Here is a 26,569-nt window from a genome sequence, read left to right as displayed (position 1 = left end):
TCTCTAGAGAGGTACGGGGTGACCGTGGATCGACCGATACCGCTATGACAAGTCCGTGACATGGCCTAAGCTGCCACGCAAGCCGGAGGGCCGGAGTCAGGCGGCAGAGCTCGGGAGGAGCGAGCGCCGAGCCGCGGCTTCCGACGCCACCGACCACAGCACGTGCGGGCCCTGGACAACGGATCGGCCTGCAAGGAGGGCCATGACCGTCACGCAGGCCGCACCCCTCGTACGGACCGCAGATCGAGAGCATCAGGACCGCCGCTGGTCCATTCTCGTGCTGCTCTGCCTGGCGCTGCTGCTGATCACGGTCGACGCCACGGTCCTGCACATCGCGGTGCCCGCGCTCACGGCCGCGCTGGAGCCCTCCGCGGTGCAGCTGCTCTGGATCATCGACATCTACTCGCTGGTGGTCGCGCCGCTGCTGATCATGTTCGGCACGCTCGGCGACAGATACGGGCGTAAACGCCTGGTCCTGTGGGGCTTCGTACTCTTCGGCGTGGCCTCGGCCGCCGCCGCGTGCGCCCCGACCCCGCTGACGCTGATCCTGGCCAGGGCGCTGCTCGGCGTCGGCGGTGCGATGATCATGCCCGCCACCCTCTCGCTGATCCGTCAGGTGTTCACCGACAGACGCGAGCGGGCCATCGCCCTCGGCGTCTGGAGCGCGGTCGCGGCGGCCGGCGCGGCGATCGGGCCGCTCGTCGGCGGCGTGCTCGTCGACTTCTGGTGGGGCGCGGTCTTCCTGATCAACGTGCCGATCCTGCTCGTGCTGCTGCCCGCGGCCAAGCGCCTGCTGCCCGAGTCGCGCGGGCGCCGCGACCGGCCGTGGGACGCGGTCAGCGCCGCGCTGTCGGTGTTCGGCATCCTGGCGCTGGCGTTCGGGCTCAAGGAGGCGGGCTCGGGCAGCCTGCTGCCGCTCTGGGCCTCGGTGCTGGTCTTCGCGGCCGGGCTGGGGCTGCTGATCGCCTTCGTCCGGCGGCAGACCCGGCTGCCGGCCCCGTTCCTGGAGATCGGGCTGTTCCGGCGGCGCGAGTTCACCACCGGGGTCCTCGGAGTGCTGCTCGGCGTGTTCGCGCTGGTGGGGCTGCAGCTCATGCTCGCCCAATACCTGCAACTCGTCCTCGGCGACAGCCCCGTGCGGGCCGCGCTCAGGATGTTGCCCCTGGTCATCTCCGCCGTCTCCGGCGGCCTCGCCGCCGCGCACATCCTGCCCAGGGTCGGCATGCGGGCCACCATGAGCGGTGGCCTCGCGCTCGTCGCGCTCGCCCTGACGCCCACCCTGACCTGGGGGGTCGAGGGGCATCCCGTGATGCTGGCGGTCTGCTTCGTCGGGATCGGCTTCGGGGTCCAGGTGGCGCTGCTCGCCGCCTCCGACACGATCATGGCGTCGGCTCCCGAGGCCCAGGCGGGCGGGGCGGCGGCCATCGAGGAGACCGCGTACGAACTGGGCGCCGGCCTGGGCGTCGCCGTGCTCGGCACCATCACCGCGATCGTGTACGCGCCCGGCCTGCCCGCCGTTCCCGGCGTCTCGGCGGGCGGCATGGACCAGGCCAGGCAGTCACTGGCCTCCGCCGCCCACGTCGCCGACCAGATCGGCGGCAACACGGGCGGCGCGCTGCTCGACGCCGCCCGGTGGGCCTTCGTCAACGCCCTGCACACGACAGTGGTCGTGAGCGTCGTCCTGCTCAGCCTGACCGCCGTCGCGGTGGCCATGCTGCTCAGCCGTGATTGAGGTGTGCCATGTCCCGATTAGGGCAGACAACTACCGTGAAACAGGTCCTTCGTGATCTTGCCGCTTTAGTCGCCCGCATCGGTGTGGGCGGTATCTTCTTCGCCAACGGCTGGACCAAGCTCGAAGACGGTCTCATCACCACCGGCGCGAAGTTCTTGCAGCAAGGTGCCCCTGCCCCCGGCGCGTGGGCCACGGTCACCATGCTCGCCGAGCTCATCGGCGGCGCCCTGCTCATCGCCGGGCTCGCCGTCTCCGTCACCGGACTGATCCTCTTCGCCGAGGCGCTTGCGGTCTTCGTGGTGGCCCCGCCGCTCAACCCCATCAGCCTGAACGAGCTCATCCTGCTCGGAGCCGCGTCCCTGCTGCTGGCCGTGGTCGGCGCGGGGCGGGTCTCGGTCGATCACATGGTGGTGATCCGGCGGAGGGAATCGGAGGCGGCGGACGAGTTCGCCGCCGACTCGGAGGCCGACCGGGTCATCGCCTCACTGCGCGACCCCGACGGTCCCGGCGACTCCGGCGAATCGGCGGAGTCCGCGAGCCCCGCGACCGAGTCCTCCGGTAAGGAGGCCGAGGCCAAGGCGTCCGAGGACACGGCGCCGCATCCCCGGCCCCGTACGCGTCCGGCGGACAACAAGCGCGGCGAGGAGCCGGCCCCCGCGCCGGCGCCCGGCGACACGCTGGTGGCGGGACGCAAGAAACCCCCGGCCCGCGGCCGCCGCACCACCGCCGACTGACCGCGCCAGCGGGTGGTGATCGGCTCGGCCGGGTGAATATCCTGGCCGCACAGCCGAGCGGGGAGCGTGCATGGCGGCCAGGGAAGGCAGGGCGCGCGCGACGGTGCGTGACGTCGCCGCCGAGACCGGCCTGTCCATCGCCACCGTCTCGCGCGTGCTCAACGGCCAGGCCAACGTGGCTCCGCACACCCGCGACCTGGTGCTGCGCGCTGTCGGCCGCCTCGGCGACCAGGCGCCCAGACCGCGCGTGGCGCCGGACGTGCACGGCCCGGCCGATGGCGGGGCCGTCTACGTACGCTGCCCGTACGTGCTGACCGACTATTTCGGGCTGATCGTCTCCTCGGTGGGCGAGACCATCGAACTGCACGGCAGGGAGATGATCCTGGGCGCGGGGGAGGCGGCGCAGGAGAGCGAGGTGCTGCCAGGGCTGCCCGACCGGCCGGGCGTCGCGGGGGCGATCCTGATCCTGCCGCCCGAGCCGGGCGACGCTCTCGTACGCCTGCGCGACCGCGGCTTCCCCTTCGTCGTGATCGACCCCCGGACCCCGCCGCCCAAGGACATCGCCGCCGTGTCGGCCGCCCACTTCGCCGGCGGGCGCAAGCTGATGGCCCACGTGACGGAGCTGGGCCACCGCCGGGTCGGGATCATCGGCGGCCCGGTGGAGTGGCTGCCCAGCGAGGCCAGGCTGGCCGGCTACACCGCCTCCCTGGCCGACGCGGGGGTGTTGCAGGCCCCCGAGCTGCTGCGGCACGTACCGGAGCCGAACATCGAGCAGGGCTACCTGGCCGCGTGCGAGCTGCTCGACCTGCCGGAGCGCCCGACGGCGCTGGTGGCCTTCAACGACAAGACGGCGGTCGGCGCGCTGCGGGCGGCGGCCGAGCGCGGGCTGCGCGTGCCCGCGGACCTGTCGGTGGCGGGCTTCGACGACATCGACGTCAGCCGGGCGACCTCGCCGGCCCTGACCACGGTGCGCCAGCCGCTGCAGGAGATGGGCCGGATGGCGGTCACGCTGCTGATGAGGCTGCTCAGCAGGCACACGCTGGAGGCGTTGCACGTCTCGCTCGGCGCCGAGCTGGTCGTCAGGGGCTCGACCGGGCCGGCCCCGCGCTGATCTGTTTCATCTGTTACATCGGTTGACCGCCCACTCTGACTTGTGTTTCTCTGCTCAGTGCAAGTCTCGTTACGAGTTTGTTTCATTTGTTTCAAGGGCACTCACCCCCCGCCCTGAAGGGACTCGCCTTGTCCAGAATCCTCATCGCGCTCGCATGCGCCGCCGCCCTGTGCCTGGCGGCGCCCGTTCCGGCCCTCGCCGCCGGCGAACCCGTGAACGTCTGGCTCACCACCACCTCCGACGCGGGCGGCCGGGCCGTCACCCGTGGCCTCCAGCAGCAGTCACCGACCGCCTTCGGGCCGCCGGGCGGCTCCGGTCACACCGTCACCGTCGACGAGAGCACCACGTACCAGCAGTTCGAGGGCGGTGGGGCGTCGATCACCGACACCACGGCGCACCTGCTGCGCGGCGGCGCGATCAGCGCGGCCACCAGGGACGAGGTGATGCGCAGGCTGTTCTCGCCCACGGACGGCATCGGCCTGTCCTTCGTCCGGAACCCGATCGGCGCCTCCGACCTGTCCAGGCCCGGCATGGTCTCGCTCGACGACACCTGCTGCGACCTCAACGACTTCGGCGCCAACGGCTACGACACGAACGTCCGCCTGCTGACCGTCCAGGCCAAGCAGCTCAACCCGGCGCTGCGGGTCAAGGGCGTGCCGTGGAGCGCGCCCGGCTGGATGAAGGACAACGGCCGGATGGACCAGATGGGCTGGCTGAAGTTCGAGCACTACGGCACGTACGCCCAGTACCTGGTCAAGTACGTGCAGAGCTACCAGGCCGCCGGCGTCAAGGTCGACTACGTCTCGCTGCAGAACGAGCCCAACTGCTGCCAGGCCGGCAACCCGACCGCGATGAACTACCCCGGCATGTCGTGGAACGCCTCCGGCCTCGTCGAGCTGACCAAGAACTTCGTCTATCCGGCCTTCCGCGCGGCCGGGATCACCACCAAGGTGCTCGTCCACGACTGGAACTACGGCGACTACGGCCAGATCGGCGGCCCCATCCTGGCCGACTCCGCGGTGCGGAACGACCCGCTGTTCGGCGGCATCGCCTGGCACGGCTACTTCGGTGACCCGGCCGTCGGCACGCAGGTGCACGACCAGTACCCGTCGGTACGCCAGTTCAGCACCGAGCACTCCGGCGGCACCTGGGTCGGCAACCAGCACAACGAGGACATGGCCGACATCGTGACCTACGCCCGCAACTGGAGCGGCAGCCTGGTCAAGTGGAGCCTCGCGCTCAACCAGAACATGGGCCCGCACAACGGCGGCTGCGGCACCTGCACCGGCCTGATCACCGTCCAGGAGGGCGGCTCGCGGGCCGGCCAGGTGGACTACACGATCGAGTACTACACGACCGGCCACCTGACCAAGTTCGTCAAGCCCGGGGCGTTCCGGATCGCCTCGACCGCCAACGCGACCGTCCAGAACGTGGCCTACCGCAACCCCGACGGCTCCAAGGCTCTCATCGCCCACAACGGCGGCGGCTCGGCCCAGTCCATCAGGGTGAACTGGGGCGGCCAGTCCTTCACGTACTCGCTGCCCGCCCGCACCACCGCCACGTTCACCTGGAACGGCACGCCCGGCGAGAACCCGGGAGGTGGCGGCGGCCAGGTGACGGGGCTGGCCGGCAAGTGCATGGACGTGGCCGGCGGCAGCAGCGCCGACGGCGCCGCCGTACAGCTGTACACCTGCAACGGGACCGCCGCCCAGCAGTGGGCCCGCCCCGGCGACGGCACGCTGCGTGCCCTGGGCAAGTGCCTCGACGTCGTGGACCACGGCACCGCCGACGGCAGCAAGCTGCAGTTGTGGTCCTGCACGGGCGCGCCCAACCAGCAGTGGACCTACACGGCCGGCCGCGACCTGGTCAACCCGGCCGCGGGCAAGTGCGCCGACGTCACCGGCAACACTTCCGCCGACGGCACCCGCCTGCAGCTCTGGACCTGCACGGGCGCCGCCAACCAGAAGTGGACGCTCAGCTGAGCATCCCGGCAGGTCGCCCGGCTCACATCTCCGCGGTGAGCCGGGCGATCGTCCGCATCTTGTTCATCGCGTCCAGCGCAGCCACCTTGTACGACTCCGCCAGCGTCGGATAGTTGAACACCGCGTTGACCAGGTAGTCGACGGTGCCGCCGCACCCCATGACGGTCTGCCCGATGTGCACCAGCTCCGTGGCCCCCGTGCCGAACACGTGCACGCCGAGCAGCCGCCGCGTCTCCGAGCACACCAGGAGCTTGAGCATCCCGTACGAGTCGCCGATGATCTGCCCCCTGGCCAGCTCCCGGTAACGTGAGATGCCCACTTCGAACGGCACCTTGTCCCTGGTCAGCTCGTCCTCGGAACGGCCGACGAAGCTGATCTCGGGGATCGTGTAGATGCCGATGGGCGGCAGCTCGTTCAGGTCGCCGCCCGGCTCGCCGCAGGCGTGCTGGGCGGCCAGCCGCCCCTGCTCCATCGACGTGGCCGCCAGCGCGGGGAAGCCGATCACGTCCCCGACGGCGTAGATGTGCGGCACCTCGGTGGCGTAGTTCTCGTCCACCTTGATCCGGCCCCGGTCGTCGGCGGCCAGGCCGGCGGCGTCCAGGCACAGCTCGGAGGTCTTGCCCTGGCGGCCGGCCGAGTACATGACGCAGTCGGCGGGGATCTTCTTGCCGCTCTCCAGCAGGGTCAGCGCCCCGCGCGGGCGGCGCTCGACGGCCGCCACGTTCTCGCCGAACCTGAAGGTCACCGCGAGGTCGCGCAAGTGGTACTTCAGCGCCTCCACGATCTCCAGGTCGCAGAACTCCAGCATGCGGTCACGCCGCTCCACCACCGTGACCTTGGTGCCGAGGGCGGCGAACATGGAGGCGTACTCGATGCCGATGACCCCGGCCCCCACCACGACCAGCGTCTCGGGGACCCGGTCGAGGTGCAGGATGGCGTCGGAGTCGATCACGGTCCTGTCGTCGAACTGGACGCTGGACGGCCGCGCGGGCGACGTGCCCGTGGCGATCACGATCTTCTCGGCGGTGATCTTCGTTTCCTCGGTCTTGCCCTCGTCGTGGACGATCCCGATGGTGTGCGGGTCCAGGAAGCGTCCGGTGCCTTGCAGCACCGTCACGTGGTTGCGGGCGAGCTGGCTGCGGATGACCTGGATCTCCCTGCCGATCACGTGCTGGGTGCGCATGCCCAGGTCGGTGACCGTGATCTCGTCCTTGACGCGATAGCTGGCGCCGTACAGCTCCCGCTGGTTCAGCCCTGTGAGATAGAGGACCGCCTCACGCAGTGTCTTCGACGGGATCGTGCCCGTGTTGATGCAGACGCCGCCGATCATGTTCCGTTTCTCGATGACCGCCACGCTCCGGCCGAGTTTCGCGGCCGCGATGGCCGCCTTCTGCCCACCAGGTCCGGAACCCAGGACCACCACATCGAAATCCGCCACAACGACCAGTCTGGGGGCGGCATGTCGGTGGGAAAAGACCTTCCTGGAAGACTCCTGGGTATGTTGCGCAGATTCACGCAAGTCGATGTGTTCGCCTCGGGCCCGTACACCGGCAACCCGCTCGCGGTCGTGGTGGACGGCGAAGGGCTGAGCACGGAGGAGATGCGGCGCTTCGCCCGCTGGACGAACCTGTCCGAGACCACGTTCCTGCTGCCGCCGACCACGCAGGAGGCCGACTACCGCGTACGGATCTTCACCGTCGAGGCCGAGCTGCCCTTCGCCGGGCACCCGACGCTGGGCTCCTGTCACGCCTGGCTGGAGTCCGGCGGCCGGCCGCGCACCGAGGGCCGGGTGGTGCAGGAGTGCGGGGCCGGGCTGGTCCGGATCGCGGCCACGGACGCGGGGCTCGCCTTCGCGGCGCCGCCGCTGATCCGCTCGGGCCCGGTGGAGGAGGAGTTCCTGGACCGGATCGTCGCCTCGCTCGGGATCACGCGCGCCGACGTCGTGGCCGCGGAATGGGCCGACAACGGGCCCGGCTGGGTCGGGCTGCTGCTCAAGGACGCCGAACAGGTGCTCGCGCTGCGCCCGGAGACGGTGCCGCACGACGTGGGCGTGGCAGGGCCGTATCCGGCGGGGTCGCAGGTCGCGTTCGAGGTGCGGGCGTTCTTCCCCGCTCAGGGCAGCATGGTGGAGGACCCGGTGACGGGCAGCCTGAACGCCTCGCTGGCGCAGTGGCTGCTGCGTACAGGGCGGGCCTCGGCGCCGTACGTGGCGGCCCAGGGCACCGTGATCGGCCGCGCGGGCCGGGTGCGCATCACCGCCGATGAGCAGGGGGAGGTGTGGGTCGGCGGCGACGTCCGTACGTGCGTCATCGGCCAGGTCGAGCTGTGAACCGCACCTCGTCGCCCGGCCGGAGCTGGGCGGCGACGGGCAGGTCGGCGCCGCGCACCACGGCGATCACCGGATAGCCGCCGGTCGGGGGATGGTCGGCGAGGAAGACGATCGGCTGCCCGCTCGGCGGCACCTGCACCGCTCCCGTCACCATGCCCTCGCTGGGCAGCTCGCCCTCCCTGACCCGCGCCAGCTCGGGCCCGCTCAGGCGCACGCCGACGCGGTTGCTGTCCTGGCTCACCGTGTACGTCCTCCCGCACAGCGCGGCCAGCGCCCCCGGCACGAACCAGTCGTCGCGCGGCCCCGGCAGCACCCGCAGCACCGCGGGCCGCGGCTCCGGCTGCGGCGCGAGGTCCACGGAGATGACCCCGGAAGGCGGCCCGACCGGCAGCAGCGTGCCCGCCCGCAGCGGCTCGGGACCAAGACCCGACAGCGAGTCGGTGGACCGGCTGCCCAGCACCGGCTCCACCGCGATCCCGCCGCGCACGGCCAGATAGGTGCGCAGCCCCCACACGGTCGTGCCCAGCCGCAGCTCGCCGCCCGCCGGCACCCAGATCGGCACGCCCATGTCGGCCCCCGACACCAGCGGCGCCCCCGCCAGCGCCACCCAGGCCGCGTCCAGGAACCGCAGCCGCGCCGCGCCGAACGTCAGCTCGATCGCCGCCAGCTCCTCGGGGTTGCCGACCAGCCGGTTGGCCAGCCGCAGGCTCGGCGCGTCGGCCGCTCCCGAGCACGGCACCCCCAGGTGGGCGAGCCCGGGCCGGCCGAGATCCTGGACGGTCGCGTACGGGCCGGGCGAGAGGACCTCGATCATGCCGGCTCGAACCGCACGCGCATGCCCGGCCGGAACAGCGAGGGCGGATCGGCCGTGACGTCCCACACCCGCGTCGAGGTGCGCCCGAGCAACCGCCACCCGCCGGGGGAGGCCGACGGATAGACCGCGGAGTAGGGCCCCGCCACCGCCACCGACCCGGCGGGCACCGAGGTGCGCGGCGTGTCCAGCCTGGGCATCTCCAGCACCGGATCCAGCCCGGTGAGATAGGCGAACCCCGGCGCGAACCCGAGCCAGCCCACCACCAGCTCCCGCCCGGTGTGCCGGGCCACCACCTCGCCGGCGGAGATGCCCGCCAGCGCCGCCACGGAATCGAGATCCGCCCCGTCATAGACGACGGGAATGGTGACCAGCGGCTGCTCCTCGTCCGCGCCGCGGTCGGCCTTGGCCCGTTCCCGCACCGCGAGCTCCTCCACCCGCGCCAGCAACCTGGCCCGATCCACCCCCGGAGCCACCACGAGCACCGTCTCGGGGCCTGGAACGATCTCCACCACGCCCTCGGGCCGCTCCGCCCGCAGCGCCGCGTCGAGCCGGTGCGACAACTCCAGCGAGCCGGTCTCCACGAGCAGCCCGTGCTCCCCGGCCGTGCGGATCACGCGAACGCCTGGAGGACCACTCCGGCCGCGAGCAGTTCGTCCCGCACGCCCTGCGCCAGCCTGACCGCGTCTGGCGTGTCTCCGTGCACGCAGATGGAACGGGCGGAAATCGGGACGGAACTGCCGTCAGCGGCCGTCACAGAGCCCTCCACGACCATCTGGCGCGCCCTGGCGGACACCGCGGCGGCGTCGTGGATGACCGCTCCAGGCTCGCGGCGCGGCACCAGAGCGCCCCTGGGCGTGTACGCCCGGTCGGCGAACGCCTCGCTCACCGTCGGCACCCCCTCGGCCGCCGCCACCTTGTGCACCACCGACCCCGGCAGCGTCAGCACCGGCAGCGAAGGGTCGTAGTCGGCCACCGCGTCGATCACCGCCGCCGCCTGCGCCTCGTCGCGGCAGATCCGGTTGTAGAGCGCGCCGTGGGGCTTGACGTACGACACCCGCCCGCCCATCGCCCTGGCGATGCCGTCCACGGCGGCGAGCTGATAGAGCACCTCGGCGCACAGCTCCTCCTCCTCGACGTCCATCTCCCTGCGCCCGAAGTGGGCCAGGTCGCGATAGGACACCTGCGCCCCGATGGCCACGCCGCGGTCGACGGCCGCCGCGCACGTGCGCCTGATCGTCACCGGGTCGCCCGCGTGGAAGCCGCAGGCCACGTTGGCGCTCGTGACGATGTCGAGCAGCGCGAGGTCGTCGCCGAGCCGCCAGATGCCGAAACCCTCGCCGAGGTCCGCGTTGAGGTCGATCACCATGGCACCATCATGGCGCTATCGGCTACCTCGGCGCGACGAAGAGCGTCTGTGTGGCGGCGCCGATCTCGCCGGCGGAGTCGTAGAGAGTGGAACGGGTCAGCCCGCGGCCCGACGGGCCGATCACGGTGGCGGCGTCCATGCACACCCACTCGCCGGCCGGCGCGCGGAACAGCGAGATCGTCAGGTCCACGTTCACGAACAGGTGGGTGCCGAAGTCGAGGGCCATGCTGACGCCGTTGCCGCTGTCGGCGAGCACCGCCACCCGCTCGACCGGAGTCGGCTCCTCGCCCTCGACCAGCGGCATCGTGAGCCTGCCCCACACGGTGGCCGGCCCTGGCGCCATCGGGCCGCCGGTCACGAAACGCCAGTCCATCGCCCGGCCGTAGCCGAAGCCCGAGCCGAGCCAGGAGCCGGTGTGCTCGGCTGAGGGCGGCGGCACGGGCGCGGGCGGGGCCTGGACCGGCGTGGGCGGGGTGCCGGCCGTGCGGATGCGCCACGCGCTCGCCCTGACGTATTCGCGCCCGCCCGACGACACGCTCGCCGACAGGCACTGCACCCGCTTGCCGTCGCGTACCACGCCGGTCGTGACCTCCAGCTCCGCCACGGGCACCGGAGCGAACACGTCCACCACCAGCCTGGACAGCTCCAGCTCCGGCCGCGGGAACGCCCGCTCCAGCTCGTGGACGATCAGCGCGGTGACCGGCCCCATGTGCTGCGTACGCGGGTCCCACGGGCCCTGCGTGTGCTCCGACGCCAGGTAACAGCCCTGCCCGGTCTTGCTGAACATCGCCATGGAACGTTTTCTCTCGTGCTCGGGGTCGCGCCGTCAGATCTCGTCGGGGATGTCGGCGATGTCGTCGAGCGCCGCCGCCAGCTCCTCGGGGTCGCCGCCGATCCGTTCGGCGATCTCGATCAGCACGTGGAGCACGTCGTGACGGTCGTGCCCGAGATCGAGCAGGCGCTGCGCGGCCTCCCAGAGCTGCGGCGGGTCGCCGTCCCACAGGCGGGTGGCGATCTCCTCGTGCCAGGCGAGGTGCTCCTGGTCGATCGCGCCGCCGTGGTCGATCTCGAGTAACGTACGCCGGTCGGCCTGGTCGGCCGGATCGAGCCGGTCGAGCTCGATCCCGTTGTGCGTGCCCTGGAGGTAGGGGAAGGCGAAGGCCCGCCTGGCCAGCGCCGACAGGTCGCCGTCCGGCAGCAGCCGCTCCAGCAGCGGCCGGTCGAGCCCGAACGACGTCGGATCCCGGTAGGCCTCGGGGAACTTCCCGATGGCCTCCCACACCGCGTCCAGCGTGGCCTTCAGCCCCTGCTCGGGCAGTTGCGTGCGGGCCGCGGCGAAGCGGACCCACGCCGACAGCGCGTGCGGCATCGCCTCCTGCTCGGCCACGCTCAGCATCACCTTGCGTGGCAGCCAGTCGAGCAGGAACGTGCGGCACTTGGTCGGGCTCACCCGCAGCGGGCGGTTGAAGTCCTGCTCGCAGCCGTAGTCGATGATGTGGTCGGCGCAGCGCGAGGCCGCCGACGGGTCCGACAGGTGCTCGGCCGCGTCGGAGGCGAGGAACTCCGCCGCCAGCATGGCCCGCCGCTCCCTGCTGTAGGGCGCCTCGATGTGCAGCGGCGCCGGCCGCTTGCGGCCGGGGGGCAGGGCCTTGAGCCTGGAACGTGCGAAGGCGTGGTAGGCGCTGTAGCTGTCGCTCACCGGCGGCGGCGTCTTCGGCTCCCTGGTGGCCTTCATCGCCGACTCCAGCAGCGCCCTGGCCTGCTCGGGCTGGATCTCCTCGAACAGCAGCAGCGGGTTGCCCGCCGCCTCGGCCCTGGCCTGCTCAAGAAGCTTGTCGACGTGGGAGGAGACCCAGGCGTCGCGCGCCATGCCGTTCATGTTGTAGTCGACCACCATCACCAGCGCGTGCCGGTCGATCGGCTGCTCGCTGTCGTTCCAGCGGTAGGCGAAGGTGCAGATCACCGTGTCCTCGTCGCCGTAGGCGTCGCGGGAGACGTAGCAGCCGGCCGGTTTCACCGCGCCCACCCGGTCGGCCCAGCCCGGCCTGGCCACGCCCGACTCCATCATCGCCAGCGCCGCGCCCTCGGCCTTGGCGCCCTGGCGGGCGTTGCCCAGATAGGCCAGGCAGATCAGCAGTGTCAGCGAGGCGGGCGTGCCGGCCTTGGCCGCGTAGTCGACCAGACCTTCCCCGAGCACCTGCTCGACGTCGCCACCACGGACCCGTCTGCCCCACCAGGCTCCGATCATGTCGGAGACCATCAGCTCCGCGTCGAGAGGGCTGCGTACGGCCAGCAGCTCGCGAGCCGCCTGCACCATCTCCTTGAACACGTCGTCTGGCGGGGTGCTCTCCCGGGGATCTCGTCGGTGTCGGCGCACACCCTCACTCTCTCGTATTCCAGGCGCAAACGGTGCGTAGAACTCGGCCCGGTGACCCCGATGTTATCGGGAGTGGCGTTTTCCGCCTGGGCAGGCCGGTATGGGCGCACCGTACGCCGTCGGACTTTCCTTCCCGGGCGCGCTAGCGGATGCCCCGGGGCGGAGGCGCGGAGTTCACGATCGCGAGCAGGTGCTCGCGGGCGATGCGTTCCACGATCTCGGGCGTCGCTGAGATGCCCAGATGCTGCGCGCACGCGCACACGTCGGCCACACAGCGGTCGATCGTGTCCACGGGTACGGTAAGGAACTCTTCGGCCAGCCTGAGACTGACCGGTTCCCGCAGGAAACGTGTGGCCAGAGCGAGCATAGATGTGAGATTCCTCTAGAAACCGGGGGGCAAACCCCCAGGAATGCATGCAGGGCGACTTGCGCTCTCATTCCACCCCTTTGCCGCGATGTGTCAAGGCTCCACGACGCCTGTGTTCACTTCACCGGGCGCCCTTTCGTGCGAAGCTGTCTCCATGCGCATCCAGCTCGCCCAGCGGAGCGAGGCAGACGAGCTCCTCGGCCGCAGCCCGCTCGCCCTGCTCGTCGGCATGCTGCTCGATCAGCAGATCCCCATGGAATGGGCGTTCACGGGGCCTTACACCATCTCCCAGCGGCTCGGCCACGACCTCACGGCCGGGGAGATCGCCTCCTACGACCCCGAGGCGTTCGTCGCCCTGCTGGCCGAGAAGCCGGCCGTGCACCGCTACCCCAGGTCGATGGCGGGGCGGGTGCAGCAGCTCGCGGCCCATCTCGTCGAACACTATGACGGGCGTCCCGAGCGGATATGGAACGATGCCGCTGACGGTCAAGAGTTGTTGAAACGACTCAGGGCCCTGCCGGGATACGGTGAGCAGAAGGCCCAGATCTTTTTGGCATTGCTGGGCAAGCAGTTGGGGGTCCAGCCGTCAGGCTGGCGTGATGCGGCGGGAGCCTATGGCGAGGAGGGCTCACACCGATCGGTCGCCGACGTGGTCGACGGCGACTCCCTGGCCCGCGTGCGGGAGGCCAAACAGGAGGCCAAGCGCACCGCCAAGGCCCAGTAGCCGTGCCGCCGGCCGCCCCCGCGGCCCGGGAAACGGGCCCGGCAATTGGGCGCTGTAACCTGATCTTGCTGCGCAATGTGGAGCGACTTTGACAGGATGCGTAGACCCTAAAGGCGACCGGGCCGCGGCGGGGGCTTCCGTCCGTACATGCCCATCGTCGATGATGTACTGCAGGATCCGGTCGCCCGGAGCTGCGCTACGCCGATACACAGTTATGGAGATGTGCCGCGTGGGAGACCCTGGCACGCGACGGAGGTGCGGACCATGAGCGCCGAGACCTCCGTTCCCCGTCCCCGGGAGTCGGATGTGGACATCTCAGACTCCGCCCTCTTCAAGGGCATGCTGTCTGAGGCGGAGTTCGCCTTCGCCTTCTTCGACGCCGACAGCCGCATCCAGCGGGTCAACGACGTGTTCAGCGATGTCGTCAACGTGCCCGCGGACCGCATGGTCGGCCGGCCGCCCGTCGAGGTGCTGGCCGCCGACCTCAGCCAGATCATCACTCACGCCGTGCAGGCCGTCATCGAGAGCGACGCGCCGGTCACCGAGGGCCGCGTGCGCGTCCGGTCCGCCGAGGGCGACACCAGGCACTGGTCGCTGTCGTTCTCGCCGGTTCACGACGATGCCGGCGAGCTGCGCGCCATCGCCTTGGTGGGACTCGACGTGACCGAGAGCCGTCAGACCGAAGAGGCGCTGCGCCGCAGCGAGGAGCGCTACCGCTCGCTGGTGGAGGCGCAGTCCCAGCTCGTCTGGATCACCTCGCCCACCGGAGCGGTCGTCGAGGACGCCCCGCAGTGGCGCGCCATCACCGGCCAGGGCCTGGAGGAATACCTGGCCAGCGGCTGGCTGGAGGTCGTCCACCCCGAGGAGCGCCAGCAGACCGAGGAGGCGTGGCGCGAGGCGCTGCGCGGCCGCACCATGTTCGAGTGGAACTACCGCGTGCGCACCAGGGCCAGCGGTTACCGCCACTTCGAGGTCCGCGCCGTGCCGATCATCCGCCACGGCCGGGTGGTCGAGTGGGTCGGCGCCAACACCGACGTGACCCCGCAGCGCGAGGCCGAGGAGATGCGCGGCAGGCTGACCGACCAGCTCGGCGCCGCCGCCCTGCGCACCGCCCGCCTCCAGGGCGCCACGGCCATGCTGGCCGAGGCGCTCACGGTCGAGCAGGTGGTGCAGGTCATCATCGACGTCGGCCGCACCGCCCTGGCCGCCGACCGCTCGGCGGTCGCGCTGCTCGACACCGACCGCGCCGCGCTCAAGCTGATCAACGGCGAGGGCATCCTGGAGGCGTCCGGCGCCACCGGTGACGAGATCCCGCTGTCCCACTCCAACGTGATGACCATGGCGGTCAACAGCCGCAGGCCCGTGTTCGCCGAGTCCCCCGAGTCGTTGAAGGCTCAGCTGCTCGAAGCGGGCGGCGACGAGGAGGTCCTGGCCGGGTTCCTGGCCCACGGCGACGAGCGCGCCTGGGTGGGCCTGCCGCTGCTCGCCGCGGGACGCGCCCTGGGAGCGCTCCGATTCTCCTTCACGCGCCCGCAGAAGATCTCCCAGGAGGACGGCGTCTTCCTGGAGGCGCTGGCCGGCCAGTGCGCGCTGGCGGTCGAGCGGGCCACGCTGTTCGAGCGTGAGCACCGCACCGCCGAGACGCTGCAGCGCAGCCTGCTGCCCGACCGCCTGCCGGTGGTCAAGGGCCTGGTGCTGGCCCAGCGCTTCCGCTCGGGCAGCCGCCACGTCCAGGTCGGCGGCGACTGGTACGACGCCTTCGTGCTCCAGGACGGGCGCGTCGCGGCCGTCGTCGGCGACGTCATGGGCAAGGGCGTCAAGGCGGCCGCCGGCATGGGCCGCATCCGCAACGCCATGCGGGCACTGGCGCTGACCAACCCACCGCCCGCGGCCGTGCTCACCGGCCTCGACCGGGTCTTCGAGGCCACGGAAGAGGAAGAGCAGGTCACGACCCTGGCCTACATGGTCGTCGAGCCGGTCACCGGTGAGGGCACGCTGGCCATGGCCGGTCATCCGCCACCCGTGCTGGTTTCGCCTCAGGGCACGGCGATCCTGTGCGACGCCGAGCCCGGCACTCCGCTAGGCTGGCCGACCAGCCGCAGGCAGTTCCGGTTCGTGGTGCCGCCCGGCCATACCGCCGTGCTCTACTCCGACGGACTCGTGGAGAACAGGAAGCGCGGGCTGGATGCCGGTCTCGCAGAGATATGCAGTGTTGTGACCGAAGCGCCGCCTGAGGTCGTCAGTAGTCCGCACATGCTGCTGGACTTCCTGGTTGACCGGATGTTGTCTGGATATGAACAGGATGATGACGTTACCGCGCTCGCAATCCACGTCCCACCAGCCACGAAGAGTGACTGAATGAAACAGTCATAACGGTTGCTTTCGGGTATCAGTGCCCCGCTTACGTACGCACTACTGTCTCGGTCGGCCTAGGGTGGAGGTCAACCGCCGGGAGGTGGCCGTATGGAGTGCGGGGTCGTGCCACAATGCTGTGCAGGTCCGTCGCGGTCCGCACGGCCTCACCGATCTCCGAGAGAGGCAACAGCCCCCCAGCGGGCATCTGGGTCCATTGTCGCCACGCGTTCGTTCGAGAGGTGTTCGTGTCGCCTGCAAGTTCGACTCGCTCGAAGCCACAAGAGCTGAACGAGCCCGTCATTCAGCGACTGCTCGAGCGTGGGCGCTCGCAGGGTTTCCTCGAGTCTGAGGATGTTCGTCAGGCCTTCGAGGAGGCGGACATCCCCATGTCGCACGCCGCCGCGTTCTTGCGGAACCTCAGCAAAGAGGGCGTGACCGTGGTGGTGACCGCCGCGGATTCGGCTGCGCCGAAGAAGTCTCGTGGTCCAGCAAAGCGCCGCACCGCCGCCCCCGTCAAGACCAAGACGGCGGCGGCCGCCAAAGAGCAGCAGCCCGAGACCGTGACCGCGGTCGTGGGCACCGCTGAAGCCGAGCCGGCCGCCAAGAAGGCGGCCCCTGCCAAGAAGGCCGCCCCCGCGGCCAAGAAGGCCGCGGCACCCGCCGCCGCCAAGAAGGCCGAGCAGAAGAACGCTGGGCCTGCCGACACCAAGAAGGCATCCGAGGCCCCGCGGGGCGAGTCGGACGACGACGAGGATCTCGAGCTCGACGGCGACGTGGAGCTGGAGGACCTCGAAGACATCGACGTCGACGACGAGGAGATCGTCGCCGAGGCCGACTCCGAGGGTGACTCCGACGACGACACCGAGACCGACACCGACGAGCCCAAGGCCGCCGCCGAGGTCGTCACGGTGGAGAAGACCGAGGACGAGGTCCTCATCCTCTCCGACGACGACGATGACGCCCCGGTCGCGCAGGTCGCCGCCGCAGGCGCCACCGCCGACCCGGTCAAGGACTACCTCAAGCAGATCGGCAAGGTCCCCCTGCTCAACGCCGAGCAGGAGGTCGAGCTGGCCAAGCGCATCGAGGCGGGCCTGTTCGCCGAGGAGCAGCTGGGCGGCGGCGAGACCGACGGGCTGCCCGTCGACGTCAAGGCCGAGCTCGAATGGATCGCCGAAGACGGCCGGCGCGCCAAGAACCACCTGCTGGAGGCCAACCTCCGGCTCGTGGTCTCGCTGGCCAAGCGCTACACCGGGCGTGGCATGCTCTTCCTCGACCTGATCCAGGAAGGCAACCTGGGCCTCATCAGGGCCGTGGAGAAGTTCGACTACACCAAGGGCTACAAGTTCTCCACCTACGCCACGTGGTGGATCCGGCAGGCGATCACCCGGGCCATGGCCGACCAGGCGCGGACCATCCGCATCCCGGTCCACATGGTCGAAGTGATCAACAAGCTGGCCCGCGTCCAGCGGCAGATGCTGCAGGACCTGGGTCGCGAGCCCACGCCGGAAGAGCTGGCCCGCGAGCTGGACATGACCCCCGAGAAGGTGGTCGAGGTCCAGAAGTACGGGCGCGAGCCCATCTCCCTGCACACCCCGCTGGGTGAGGAGGGCGACAGCGAGTTCGGCGACCTCATCGAGGACTCCGAGGCCATCGTTCCGGCCGACGCCGTCAGCTTCACGCTGCTCCAGGAGCAGCTGCACTCCGTTCTCGACACGTTGTCGGAGCGGGAGGCGGGCGTCGTGTCGATGCGCTTCGGACTCACCGACGGGCAGCCGAAGACGCTCGACGAGATCGGCAAGGTTTACGGGGTGACCCGTGAGCGCATCCGCCAGATCGAGTCGAAGACCATGTCCAAGCTGCGCCACCCGTCCCGGTCCCAGGTTCTGCGCGACTACCTGGACTGAGATGCGGTCATGGTCGGCCTTCGGGCCGATCCAGACGTAACGGCACGCCCCGCCGGGACTTTTCCCGGCGGGGCGTCCGCTTTGTCTGGTGACGGTCGTGCCCATGCCTTTCGTGAATGTTGGCCTGGTCTCGTGACGGTCGTTGCTGTGATGGTGGACCTGGTCTCGTGACGGTCGTTGTTCAAGCCTTCGTGATCGCGGGTCTGGTTTCGTGGCGGCTGCGCTCTTGCTTACGTAGCGGCGGTCGGGTCGGCCTGGTGACGGTCGGCATCGTGGATCACGTCCCGTCGAAAGGTGGCGCAGGGGCCTTGTCGCGTATCGCCGACCTGGGTGGAGACGGCTGAGCGGTTGGAAACCCCACGGCCCGGTGAGGCGTGCCAGCCGAGGTGTGTTGTGCGGTGGTGTTGATGTCCTGCCGGCGGACGCGGCGTGTCAGCTGAGGTCCACGCGCACCCCTGCCTCACGTGTCGCGGGCTTCGCCCCCTGTCGGCTGTCGACCTGAGGCTTCCCGGGGCTCCGGACCTTGGGCTTCCCAACGCCAAGCCCTTCGCGTCCTTCGACTTCGGGCCCCGGGCGCTTCGATGACGTCCCATCGAAGCGGATGGCGTCTCGCACTTCCCGGCCCTGCGCGCCTCTGGACTTGGCCGCCCGACTGATCCCTGCGAGTCCCAAGCCGTTGGGTTCTCGCGTGGGGGTCAGGAGGGGATGTGGACGTCGAGGGTCCAGGGGCGGGAGGGGCGGGAGGGGCGGGAGGGGCGGGTGGGGGTGGTGAGGGTGACGGTGTGGCCGAGGTTGTCGAGGAGCTTGGCCAGGTCGTCCGGGGTGGCGGGCTCCGCGTCCTGGGACAGCAACGCCCTGGCGATCTCGCCTCGGGTCGCCTTGGCCATGTGGCTGACGACCTTGCCGTCGCGGAACACCCGTACCGTCACAGAACGTTCGCCCGGCTGCCAGGCTCCCGCGTACGTGCTCGACCGCAGATCCACCACCAGCCCGGGGATGCGGTCGAGTTCCTTGGTCACCTGTGCGCGCCAGAACGCCGCCAGCCCGCCCAGGGGCGGCAGATTGACGCCCATCGACAGCCGGTACGGCGGAATGTGATCTGTGATCTTCACCACACCCCACAGCCCGGAGAAGATCACCAGCGACTCCTCCGCCCGCCTTCTGGCGTCCGCGGAGAGGGTGGCCAGACCGAGATTGTCGTAGAGCACGCCGGTGTAGAGCTCGGCCGCGGGCAGTGTCGGGGCGGTCTTCAGCTCGACGTTCTTGGCCAGCTCACCGGCCAGCCCAGGGGTCAGCCCCAGCACGTCGAGGGCGTCGCGGCGCTTGGAGGCGCGTACGAGCGCGTTCAGCACCCGGCGGCGGGACCGGTCAAGGGCGGGGAAGGACAGTTCGCCGACGGGCGGGCCGGAGCCCTCGGACGCCTTGCCTTCGGACGGCGGCAGCAGGATCAGCACAGCTCACTAGCTTATTGGCCCTGGTCCGCGCCCTCTCGCGGATCCGGTCAAGGCCCCGCGGAGCCGTGGTCCCGCGAGGTCGCGGCCGATCGGCCAGGTCGCGCCGATGCCGGCATGGCACCTGGTTGTCGGCATGGCACCTACCGGCCGCACGCCGGCGCCTTCGTCGCCAAGCCGACCGGCTTCGACGACGGGCCACCGCGAGCCCAGCCGCCTGCCCTGCCAGGGGTTTCCACGCAGAACGGCGACCCCGGACGTGCCGGGGTCGCCGTTGTGTCACGCGATATGTGGTTATCTCACACGACGGGCGTTGTCAGCGCTCGTCGCTGGGGGCAATTGAAGGGGTTTCGCTGAGTCGAGCCGACTCGTCCAGGATGTCGGCGCCCTTTTCACGCAACGCTGCGACGTGCTGACGCCCATGGTGAGCGCAGAACAGCAACTCCCCACCCACGGGTAGGGTTGCGCGGATGTAGGCCTGGGCGCCGCAGCGGTCGCAGCGGTCGAGGGCCGTCAGCGGCTTAACGGGGGCGAGAGCTCCAGTCACGTATCGCCTTTCGGGTCACCCCCGCCGAAGCGAGGATCTGGCGTCAGTCACTTGGAACAACATCTAACCGGACGTGGACGTTCCCAACCGCCCCCTCGCTACGCCCAGAGCAGAATGTGCCCGAAAGTAATGGCGATCAGCCGGTTGGTAACACCAAACGCGCCACCGTGGCAAGCTTGTACGCGCGCGTAGGGGAAGAGCGATAGGCTACGCACACATGTTCGATGCCTAGACCGGAGGAGCTGGAGTGACGCTAGTGGAGGCGGGTTACACGGCTCGTCACCTGTCGGTGCTTGAGGGCCTCGAGGCCGTTCGCAAGCGACCCGGCATGTACATCGGGTCCACCGACAGTCGCGGGCTCATGCACTGCCTCTGGGAGATCGTGGACAACGGCGTCGACGAGGCGCTCGCGGGGCACTGCGACCGGATCGAGGTCGAGCTCTACGCCGACGGGTCCATCGAGGTGCGCGACAACGGGCGGGGCATTCCCGTCGACATCGAGCCGAAGTCCGGTCTGGCGGGCGTCGAGCTCGTCTACACGAAGCTCCACGCGGGCGGCAAGTTCGGCGGCGGCTCCTACGGCGCCTCCGGCGGTCTGCACGGCGTGGGCGCCTCCGTGGTCAACGCCCTGTCGGCCAGGGTCGACGTCGAGGTCGACCGCGACGGCGTGGTCCACGAGATCAGCTTCCGCCGCGGCGTGCCCGGGATCTTCGACGGCGAGGGGCCCTCGGCCAAGTTCAAGAAGAAGTCCGGCCTGCGCATCGGCTCCAAGCCTCCGACCAACCCCTCCGGCACACGCGTGCGCTTCTGGGCCGACAAGCAGATCTTCCTGCCCGACGCCGAGGTCTCGCTCGACGAGATCCACGTGCGCCTGCGGCAGACGGCGTTCCTGGTACCCGGCCTGACCCTGGCGGTCGTCGACAGCCGGCACGAGGAGCGCATCGAGGACGAGTTCCACTTCGACGGCGGCATCTCCGAGTTCACCGAGTTCCTGGCCCGCGACGAGCCCGTCTGCGACGTGCTGCGGCTGCAGGGGCTCGGTCACTTCCACGAGACCGTGCCCGTCCTCGACGACCAGGGCCACATGACGCCCACCGAGGTCGAGCGCGAGCTGAGCGTCGACGTGGCCGTGCGCTGGGGCAAGGGCTACGAGTCCACCGTGCGCTCGTTCGTCAACGTCATCTCCACGCCCAAGGGCGGCACCCACCTGACCGGTTTCGAGCGCGGCCTCGTCCGTACGATCAACGAGCTGCTGCGTGAGACCCGCCTGCTGAAAAACGGCGACGACCCCGTCACCAAGGACGACATCTCCGAGGGCCTGACCGGCGTGGTGACGGTCAGGGTGCCCGAGCCGCAGTTCGAGGGCCAGACGAAGGAGGTGCTCGGCACCTCCGCGGCCACCCGCATCGTCTCCCATGTGGTCTCGCGCGAGCTCAAGGAGCTGTTCGCCAACCCGCCGCGCGGCTACAAGCAGCCGCTGCGCGCCGTGCTGGAGAAGATCGTGGCCGCCGCGAAGGCCCGCATCGCGGCCCGCGAGCACCGCGACAACCAGCGCCGCAAGAGCGCCCTGGAGAGCTCGGCACTGCCGGCCAAGCTGGTCGACTGTCGCAGCGACGGCGTCGACCGCAGTGAGCTGTTCATCGTCGAGGGCGACTCCGCGCTCGGCACCGCCAAGCTGGCCCGCGACTCGGAGTTCCAGGCCCTGCTGCCGATCCGGGGCAAGATCCTCAACGTCCAGAAGGCGTCCGTGAGCGACATGCTCAAAAACGCCGAGTGCGCCGCCATCATCCAGGTGGTCGGAGCCGGCTCCGGGCGTTCGTTCGACATCGAGGCCGCCCGCTACGGCAAGGTCATCCTGATGGCCGACGCCGACGTCGACGGCGCTCACATCCGCTGCCTGCTGCTGACCCTCTTCCACCGCTACATGCGGCCGATGGTGGAGGCCGGGCGGGTCTTCGCGGCCGTGCCGCCGCTGCACCGCATCGAGCTGACCAACCCGGGGCGGGGCAAGGAGAAGTACATCTACTGCTACTCCGACGCCGAGCTGCACAAGACGCTGCGGGATCTCGAACGGCGCGGCAAGCGGTGGAAGGACCCGGTGCAGCGCTACAAGGGTCTGGGCGAGATGGACGCCGACCAGCTGGCCGAGACGACCATGGACCCGCGCCACCGCATCCTGCGCCGGGTCAGGATCGAGGACGCCGAAGGGGCCGAGGGCATCTTCAACCTGCTGATGGGCAGCGAGGTCGCACCGCGCAGGGAGTTCATCGTCAACAGCGCGGCCGAGGTCGACCGCGACCACATCGACGCCTGACGCCGCCTTGTCACCGGGGCCGGTGCTCAGCGCCTGACCCGCTGTGCCGGGGCCGGCGCTCGGCGTCCGAGCCGGTGCTCGGGTCTGACGTCTCACCGAGCGTCCGGCGCTGCGACGCCGGATGCCTGGGCCGGTCTCCTCGTCCGGTCCTGTCCTCGGGCTCGGCGTCGGGTCGTTCGGGCGTGTTCTCGGGGGATGCCTCCTGCTGGGGCTCAGGCGGCCGGTCGGGGCTGGAGGGAGTTCTGGGCGGTCCCGGGCCTCCTGGGCTCCCCTGCGGGCTTTCAGGGCCTTCTGGGGCGCATCTGGCCTTGTTGGGGCGCGCGTCCCAACTACAAGGGCGCCCCGGCGGCCGGGGTGATCGCCAGGGACGGTGAACGGAACCGCTCGGCCGACGAGGGAACGGCCCCGCCTGGATGACAGGGCCGCCTAGCATCCGTCGCCGCGAGTCCGCGAGTCCGCGAGTCCGCGAGTCCGCGAGTCCGCGAGCCGGTGCCTCCAGGGTGGGTCAGTGGGGGGACGGGGTCAGGCGGCCGGTGTGGACGTCGTAGATGCCGCCGGACACCGGCATGTCCCGGGGCAGGAACGGGGTCGTGCGGATGCGGGTGAGGTCGTGCTTCAGCGCCTCGTTCTGGTCGGGCACCGTGTGGAACTCCAGGCTCCTGGTGTCCACCCCGTGGTCGCGGGTCAGCGCGTGCACCTCCGCGTCCGTCACCTTGGCCATGCCGCAGTCCGTGTGCGGCATGATGAGCACCCGGTTCACCCCGAGCACGTAGACGGCGAGCACCAGCGTACGCAGCACGTCGTCCGTCACCCTCGCACCGGCGTTGCGCAGGATCTTGGCGTCCCCGGGTTGGAGGCCGAGCAGGCCCAGGGGGTCGATGCGTGAGTCCATGCAGGTCACGACGGCCAGCCCGCGTGCCGCCCGGCCGGTGAGACCAGAGCTTCCGAAACTCTCGGCGAACTTCGCGTTTGCGCTGTACAGGTCGTCGAACGCACTCATGGCACAAATACTCCCGTACGACTTGGAGTCGGCCCCTTCCGGGGTGGCGACTGGCTGAACTTCGCGAACGTCCCCCGATACGCACTCACTTTGAGTGATGATGTCGTAGCCGTATGTACGTGACCAGAGAAGGTTAGTCGTGAGCAGGTCAGAATCGCTAGCCGCGTATCTCCGGGGCCAGGCCCGGCGCCGCCTCGACCGTGTGGAGTCCAGGGACGACGGCCGCAACGCCAAGTGCGCCCTGGCACTGCTCGACACCGCCGCCTACGCGGCCAGCCTCCCCGACGACGACCCGCTGATCCTCATGCTGGACGAGGCCGGGTGCTTCGGTCCGCTGGGGTGCGAGCAGTTCGACCCGGGGGAGGCGGGGACCAAGCTGATCCGCCTCTGGGAGGGTGGCGAACCGCACGAACTGCTGCTCGCCCTGCCCGCCGCCATCACCGCCGCGCCCTGAGCGCGGGCGCCCGTACGCGCTTCCGTACGGGCGCCCATCCGGGGTTCTACGGCTTGAGGCCGACGCCCACGTACCACCACTCGCTGCCCGCGAGCTCCGTCTCCCACGCCTCCTCAGGGCGCCAGTCCGCCACGTGCGTCACTCCCGGCTCGACCAGGTCGAAGCCGTCGAACATGCGGGTGACCTGTTCCCGGCTGCGGTGGATCAGGGGCGCGTCCACGTCGTCGTACACCTCCCGCGCCGCCTCGCCCACCTCGGGATGGGCGTCGTCGGTGAGGTGGGAGACGATCAGGGCGCTGCCGGGGGCCAGGCGGTCGCGGAAGGTCGCCACCACGTCCCACGGGTCCTCGCGGTCGGTCAGGCAGTGCAGCACGCCGAGGAAGACCACGCCGACCGGCCTCGTGAAGTCGATCAGCCGCTTCGTCTCGGGGGCGTCGAGGATCGAGCCGGGGTTGCGGACGTCGGCGTCCAGCATGGTGATGTTCGCGTCCGTGCCGGCCAGCAGGGCGCGGCCGTGGACGATCACCACCGGGTCGTAGTCCACATACAGGACGTGCGCTTCCGGGTGGACGGTGCGGGCGACCTCGTGCACGTTGTTCTGATTGGGCAGGCCGGTGCCGAGGTCGATGAACTGGTCGATGCCCAGACCGGCGACGTGGCGGACGGCGCGGCCCAGAAAACGCCGGTTGGCCAGGCAGATCTCCCTGCTCGGGCCCAAGGCCATGATCTTCTCGGCTGCCTCGCGGTCGGCCGCGAAATTGTCCTTGCCGCCGAGGTAGTAGTCATACATGCGCGCCGCGTTGGGAACACTGGGGTTGATGCCCACGGGAACGCGCGAGGGGTTGGTCATGCCGGCCCTTCAGATCCACACCGCAAACTGCTCAGAACAGATCGTAACGCTCATGTGACCCAGTTTTCGATCTTTCGTTAAGATCGTCGAGCTCTCAAAGCATGATCAACGCTCACGGCGGCCAGAATGAGCAGGCCCTCGACGACCGGGCGGTAGGTGGAGTTCCAGCCGAGCAGGTTGAAGCCGTTGCCGATCAACGTGAGGATCAGCACGCCCACCATGCCGCGCCAGATCGCCCCCTGCCCGCCGAGGATGCTCGTGCCGCCGATCACGGTCGCCGCGATGGCGGTCAGCTCCAGCAGCGTGCCCATGTCCGGCTGCGCCGAGCCGCCGCGCGCCGCCAGCACCAGCCCGGCCAGCCCGGCGCACAGGCCGCTGATCGCGAACGCGCCCACGCGCACGGAACGCACGCCGATCCCGGCCAGCCAGGCCGCCGTGGGGTTGCCGCCCACGGCGTACACGCGGCGGCCGAACGTGGTGCGGGCCAGCAGCAGCGACGTGACCACGGCCACCACCACCAGCAGCAGGGAGGAGGCGGTGACGCCGCCCAGCACGGTGGGCCAGCTCAGCGACTGGAAGGACTCCAGCAGGGCCGCCCCCGGATAGACGATCGCGCCGCCGGTGATGACGAGCGCGAGGCCGCGGTGCACGATGCTGAGCGCGAGCGTGGCGATGAACGAGTGCACCCGCGACAGCACCACGACCACGCCGTTCAGGGTGCCGAGCAGGCCGCCGGTCACCACGGCGGCGGCGTACCCCGCGGGCACCCCGGCGTGCTCGGTGACGAGCACCGCCACGATGGCGCTCACGGCGAGCACCGCACTGGCGGACAGGTCGAAGACGCCGCAGATCACGCACACCGTCATCCCGCACGCCAGCAGGCCGACGACCACGGCCTGGTCCAGCAGGTTGACCAGGTTCCCCGCGCTCAGGAACGTGTCGGTGGCCAGGGAGAGCGCCACCACCAGGAATGTGACCGCCAGGACGATCCCGTGGTCCCGCAGCGACCTGGCCGTCATTCGTCGTATTCGCCGCTCACCTGGGCCAGCGCGTCCTTGGTCCCCATGCTCGTGCCGGGCTGGACGTCCGTCGCGAGGTTCGTGGCGGGCACCTGCTCGCCACGCGCCTTACGCAGCCCCAGCTCAGCCGCCTTGGCGCCGAGGGTCTTGACGGGCAGGTAGTACGCGCCGAACCAGCGTCCCTCGCGCACCGCCTGGACGGTCTGGCGGGAGGCGCCGTTGGCGACATACATGATGTCCTTGCCCTTCGCCACCGCCTCGGCCCCGAGGATGGCCTGCGACGCGCCGATGATCACGTCGATGCCGGGGTTCTTCTGCAGCACGTCCTGCATCGCCTTGCGCCCGCTCTCCTGCGTGTAACCGCCTTCGAGCTGGGCCTTCACCTCGACGCCCGGCGCGGCCTTCAGCTTGGCCACGGCGGCCTGGGTGCGGGCGTTGTCCAGCGGCAGCGCCTTGAGCCCTTCCAGGTAGCCGACCTCGCAGGGGTCCAGTTTCTTGCTCGCGCACGCCTGGATCGCCAGCTCGCCGAGGCCCTCGCCGTTCAGCGTGGGCACGTCGATCAGCGTGATCGTGCCGTCCACCTGAGGGTCGGCGGTGTCGTAGCGGGTGCCGACGGGGGTGAACTGCACGACGACGGTGATCCCGGCCTGCACGGCGGAGCGGATCGCCGGCACCACGGCCGCCCCGTCGTTGGCCTGGACGACGAACACCTCGAACCGCTTGGCCGTCACGGCGTCCTGGAGTTGGCGCACCTGGGCCTGGGCGTCGAAGTTCGAGTCGAGGAACTCCGCGGTGGCGCCGTTCGCCTTCGCGTACTCCTCGACGCCGGCGAACGTGGCGGCCGAGAAGGAGTTGGCCTTGGCGAAGCCGAAGAAGCCGATCCGCTTGGCCCCGCCCGACGTCCCCGGCGAGGTCGCGGCGGAGGCGCTCGACGACGGGCCGCCGTCCGCGTTCGAGGTGCCCGTGTTCGGGTTGACGCAGCCGGCGGCGAGCAGGCTCACCGTGGCCAGGGCGGGTAACGCGGTCCATCGTGCGGCCATCTCGGTCTCCATTCGCGTCGTCGGCGACCTGCCCGGGACTTCGTTTCCATGATCATAGGGAACGCGGCGGTACGTGATGAGGTGAATGGAGATCACCGG

At 70.4% G+C, this 26,569-nt stretch carries 23 protein-coding genes; 10 read left to right on the top strand and 13 right to left on the bottom strand.

Annotated features, from left to right (window positions below):
* Positions 1–202 precede the first annotated feature (202 nt).
* From AB0C28_RS12920 to AB0C28_RS12905, 4 genes are all read left to right on the top strand, one after another.
* A complete protein-coding gene (locus tag AB0C28_RS12920; RefSeq protein ID WP_358074181.1) occupies positions 203–1,732 on the top strand; it encodes an MFS transporter in 1,530 nt (509 codons plus the stop codon).
* A gap of 35 nt (positions 1,733–1,767) precedes the next feature.
* Complete coding sequence (locus AB0C28_RS12915) at positions 1,768–2,466, top strand: DoxX family membrane protein (protein ID WP_357843572.1); 699 nt, start codon at positions 1,768–1,770, stop codon at positions 2,464–2,466.
* Positions 2,467–2,536: 70 nt separating this feature from the next.
* The gene (locus AB0C28_RS12910) at positions 2,537–3,577 is read left to right on the top strand and encodes a LacI family DNA-binding transcriptional regulator (RefSeq protein ID WP_357843575.1); all 1,041 of its coding nucleotides are present in this window, start codon (positions 2,537–2,539) and stop codon (positions 3,575–3,577) included.
* A 128-nt stretch (positions 3,578–3,705) separates the two neighbouring features.
* Positions 3,706–5,559, top strand: a complete 1,854-nt coding sequence (locus AB0C28_RS12905) for a ricin-type beta-trefoil lectin domain protein (protein ID WP_358074179.1) — start codon at positions 3,706–3,708, stop codon at positions 5,557–5,559.
* A gap of 22 nt (positions 5,560–5,581) precedes the next feature.
* Here the strand turns inward: AB0C28_RS12905 and sthA are convergent, their stop codons facing one another.
* Positions 5,582–6,997, bottom strand: coding sequence for a Si-specific NAD(P)(+) transhydrogenase (gene sthA, locus AB0C28_RS12900; RefSeq protein WP_358074176.1), 1,416 nt, complete (start codon positions 6,995–6,997; stop codon positions 5,582–5,584).
* Positions 6,998–7,057: 60 nt separating this feature from the next.
* Between sthA and AB0C28_RS12895 the strand changes: the two genes are divergently transcribed.
* Positions 7,058–7,888, top strand: coding sequence for a PhzF family phenazine biosynthesis protein (locus tag AB0C28_RS12895; RefSeq protein WP_357843584.1), 831 nt, complete (start codon positions 7,058–7,060; stop codon positions 7,886–7,888).
* Here AB0C28_RS12895 and AB0C28_RS12890 read toward each other — a convergent pair.
* The 6 genes from AB0C28_RS12890 to AB0C28_RS12865 all read right to left on the bottom strand — a co-directional run bounded on the left by AB0C28_RS12890 (position 7,866) and on the right by AB0C28_RS12865 (position 12,812).
* Positions 7,866–8,702, bottom strand: a complete 837-nt coding sequence (locus AB0C28_RS12890) for a biotin-dependent carboxyltransferase family protein (protein WP_358074173.1) — start codon at positions 8,700–8,702, stop codon at positions 7,866–7,868. The genes AB0C28_RS12895 and AB0C28_RS12890 overlap by 23 nt on opposite strands.
* Complete coding sequence (locus tag AB0C28_RS12885) at positions 8,699–9,316, bottom strand: allophanate hydrolase subunit 1 (protein ID WP_358074170.1); 618 nt, start codon at positions 9,314–9,316, stop codon at positions 8,699–8,701. The genes AB0C28_RS12890 and AB0C28_RS12885 overlap by 4 nt, the downstream gene beginning before the upstream one ends.
* The gene (locus AB0C28_RS12880; RefSeq protein ID WP_346112007.1) at positions 9,313–10,068 is read right to left on the bottom strand and encodes a 5-oxoprolinase subunit PxpA; all 756 of its coding nucleotides are present in this window, start codon (positions 10,066–10,068) and stop codon (positions 9,313–9,315) included. The genes AB0C28_RS12885 and AB0C28_RS12880 overlap by 4 nt, the downstream gene beginning before the upstream one ends.
* A 22-nt stretch (positions 10,069–10,090) precedes the next feature.
* Entirely contained in the window at positions 10,091–10,861 is a 771-nt protein-coding gene (locus AB0C28_RS12875; RefSeq protein WP_357843592.1) for a thioesterase family protein, read from the bottom strand.
* A gap of 33 nt (positions 10,862–10,894) precedes the next feature.
* Positions 10,895–12,385: a hypothetical protein gene (locus AB0C28_RS12870; RefSeq protein WP_358074167.1), complete on the bottom strand. Its 1,491-nt coding sequence runs from the start codon at positions 12,383–12,385 to the stop codon at positions 10,895–10,897.
* Positions 12,386–12,587: 202 nt separating this feature from the next.
* Positions 12,588–12,812 carry a hypothetical protein gene (locus AB0C28_RS12865; protein WP_106250249.1) on the bottom strand — a complete coding sequence of 75 codons (225 nt, stop codon included), beginning with the start codon at positions 12,810–12,812 and terminating at the stop codon, positions 12,588–12,590.
* Positions 12,813–12,966: 154 nt separating this feature from the next.
* On the opposite strand from AB0C28_RS12865, the gene AB0C28_RS12860 reads away from it, so the two are divergent.
* The 3 genes from AB0C28_RS12860 (at position 12,967) to AB0C28_RS12850 (ending at position 17,795) form a co-directional block, all read left to right on the top strand.
* A complete protein-coding gene (locus AB0C28_RS12860) occupies positions 12,967–13,536 on the top strand; it encodes an HhH-GPD-type base excision DNA repair protein (RefSeq protein WP_357843599.1) in 570 nt (189 codons plus the stop codon).
* 264 nt (positions 13,537–13,800) lie between these two features.
* Positions 13,801–15,894: a SpoIIE family protein phosphatase gene (locus AB0C28_RS12855; RefSeq protein ID WP_346112002.1), complete on the top strand. Its 2,094-nt coding sequence runs from the start codon at positions 13,801–13,803 to the stop codon at positions 15,892–15,894.
* Between the two features lie 242 nt (positions 15,895–16,136).
* The gene (locus tag AB0C28_RS12850; RefSeq protein ID WP_357843603.1) at positions 16,137–17,795 is read left to right on the top strand and encodes an RNA polymerase sigma factor; all 1,659 of its coding nucleotides are present in this window, start codon (positions 16,137–16,139) and stop codon (positions 17,793–17,795) included.
* Between the two features lie 695 nt (positions 17,796–18,490).
* Here AB0C28_RS12850 and AB0C28_RS12845 read toward each other — a convergent pair.
* Together AB0C28_RS12845 and AB0C28_RS12840 are read right to left on the bottom strand one after the other, a co-directional pair.
* Positions 18,491–19,249, bottom strand: a complete 759-nt coding sequence (locus tag AB0C28_RS12845; RefSeq protein WP_358074164.1) for a peroxide stress protein YaaA — start codon at positions 19,247–19,249, stop codon at positions 18,491–18,493.
* 313 nt (positions 19,250–19,562) lie between these two features.
* The gene (locus tag AB0C28_RS12840; RefSeq protein ID WP_357843609.1) at positions 19,563–19,793 is read right to left on the bottom strand and encodes a hypothetical protein; all 231 of its coding nucleotides are present in this window, start codon (positions 19,791–19,793) and stop codon (positions 19,563–19,565) included.
* Positions 19,794–20,040: 247 nt separating this feature from the next.
* Between AB0C28_RS12840 and AB0C28_RS12835 the strand changes: the two genes are divergently transcribed.
* The gene (locus tag AB0C28_RS12835; RefSeq protein ID WP_357843612.1) at positions 20,041–22,107 is read left to right on the top strand and encodes a DNA topoisomerase IV subunit B; all 2,067 of its coding nucleotides are present in this window, start codon (positions 20,041–20,043) and stop codon (positions 22,105–22,107) included.
* A gap of 505 nt (positions 22,108–22,612) precedes the next feature.
* On the opposite strand, the gene AB0C28_RS12830 is transcribed toward AB0C28_RS12835, so the two are convergent.
* Complete coding sequence (locus AB0C28_RS12830; protein ID WP_357843616.1) at positions 22,613–23,107, bottom strand: carbonic anhydrase; 495 nt, start codon at positions 23,105–23,107, stop codon at positions 22,613–22,615.
* 139 nt (positions 23,108–23,246) lie between these two features.
* On the opposite strand from AB0C28_RS12830, the gene AB0C28_RS12825 reads away from it, so the two are divergent.
* The gene (locus AB0C28_RS12825) at positions 23,247–23,561 is read left to right on the top strand and encodes a hypothetical protein (protein ID WP_346111996.1); all 315 of its coding nucleotides are present in this window, start codon (positions 23,247–23,249) and stop codon (positions 23,559–23,561) included.
* A gap of 46 nt (positions 23,562–23,607) precedes the next feature.
* Here AB0C28_RS12825 and AB0C28_RS12820 read toward each other — a convergent pair whose 3' ends face one another.
* The 3 genes from AB0C28_RS12820 to AB0C28_RS12810 form a co-directional block, all read right to left on the bottom strand.
* Positions 23,608–24,411 carry an SAM-dependent methyltransferase gene (locus tag AB0C28_RS12820; protein WP_357843619.1) on the bottom strand — a complete coding sequence of 268 codons (804 nt, stop codon included), beginning with the start codon at positions 24,409–24,411 and terminating at the stop codon, positions 23,608–23,610.
* A gap of 77 nt (positions 24,412–24,488) precedes the next feature.
* Positions 24,489–25,430, bottom strand: a complete 942-nt coding sequence (locus AB0C28_RS12815) for an ABC transporter permease (RefSeq protein WP_358074161.1) — start codon at positions 25,428–25,430, stop codon at positions 24,489–24,491.
* Positions 25,427–26,470 (bottom strand): sugar ABC transporter substrate-binding protein, encoded by a 1,044-nt coding sequence (locus AB0C28_RS12810; protein ID WP_357843625.1) that lies wholly within the window; start codon positions 26,468–26,470, stop codon positions 25,427–25,429. Before AB0C28_RS12810 ends, AB0C28_RS12815 begins: the two co-directional genes overlap by 4 nt.
* Between the last annotated feature and the right edge of the window lie 99 nt (positions 26,471–26,569).

This window comes from Nonomuraea sp. NPDC048892 (genome assembly GCF_040649735.1).
Taxonomy (GTDB): domain Bacteria; phylum Actinomycetota; class Actinomycetes; order Streptosporangiales; family Streptosporangiaceae; genus Nonomuraea; species Nonomuraea maheshkhaliensis.
This window is presented reverse-complemented; position numbering and strand designations above follow the sequence as displayed.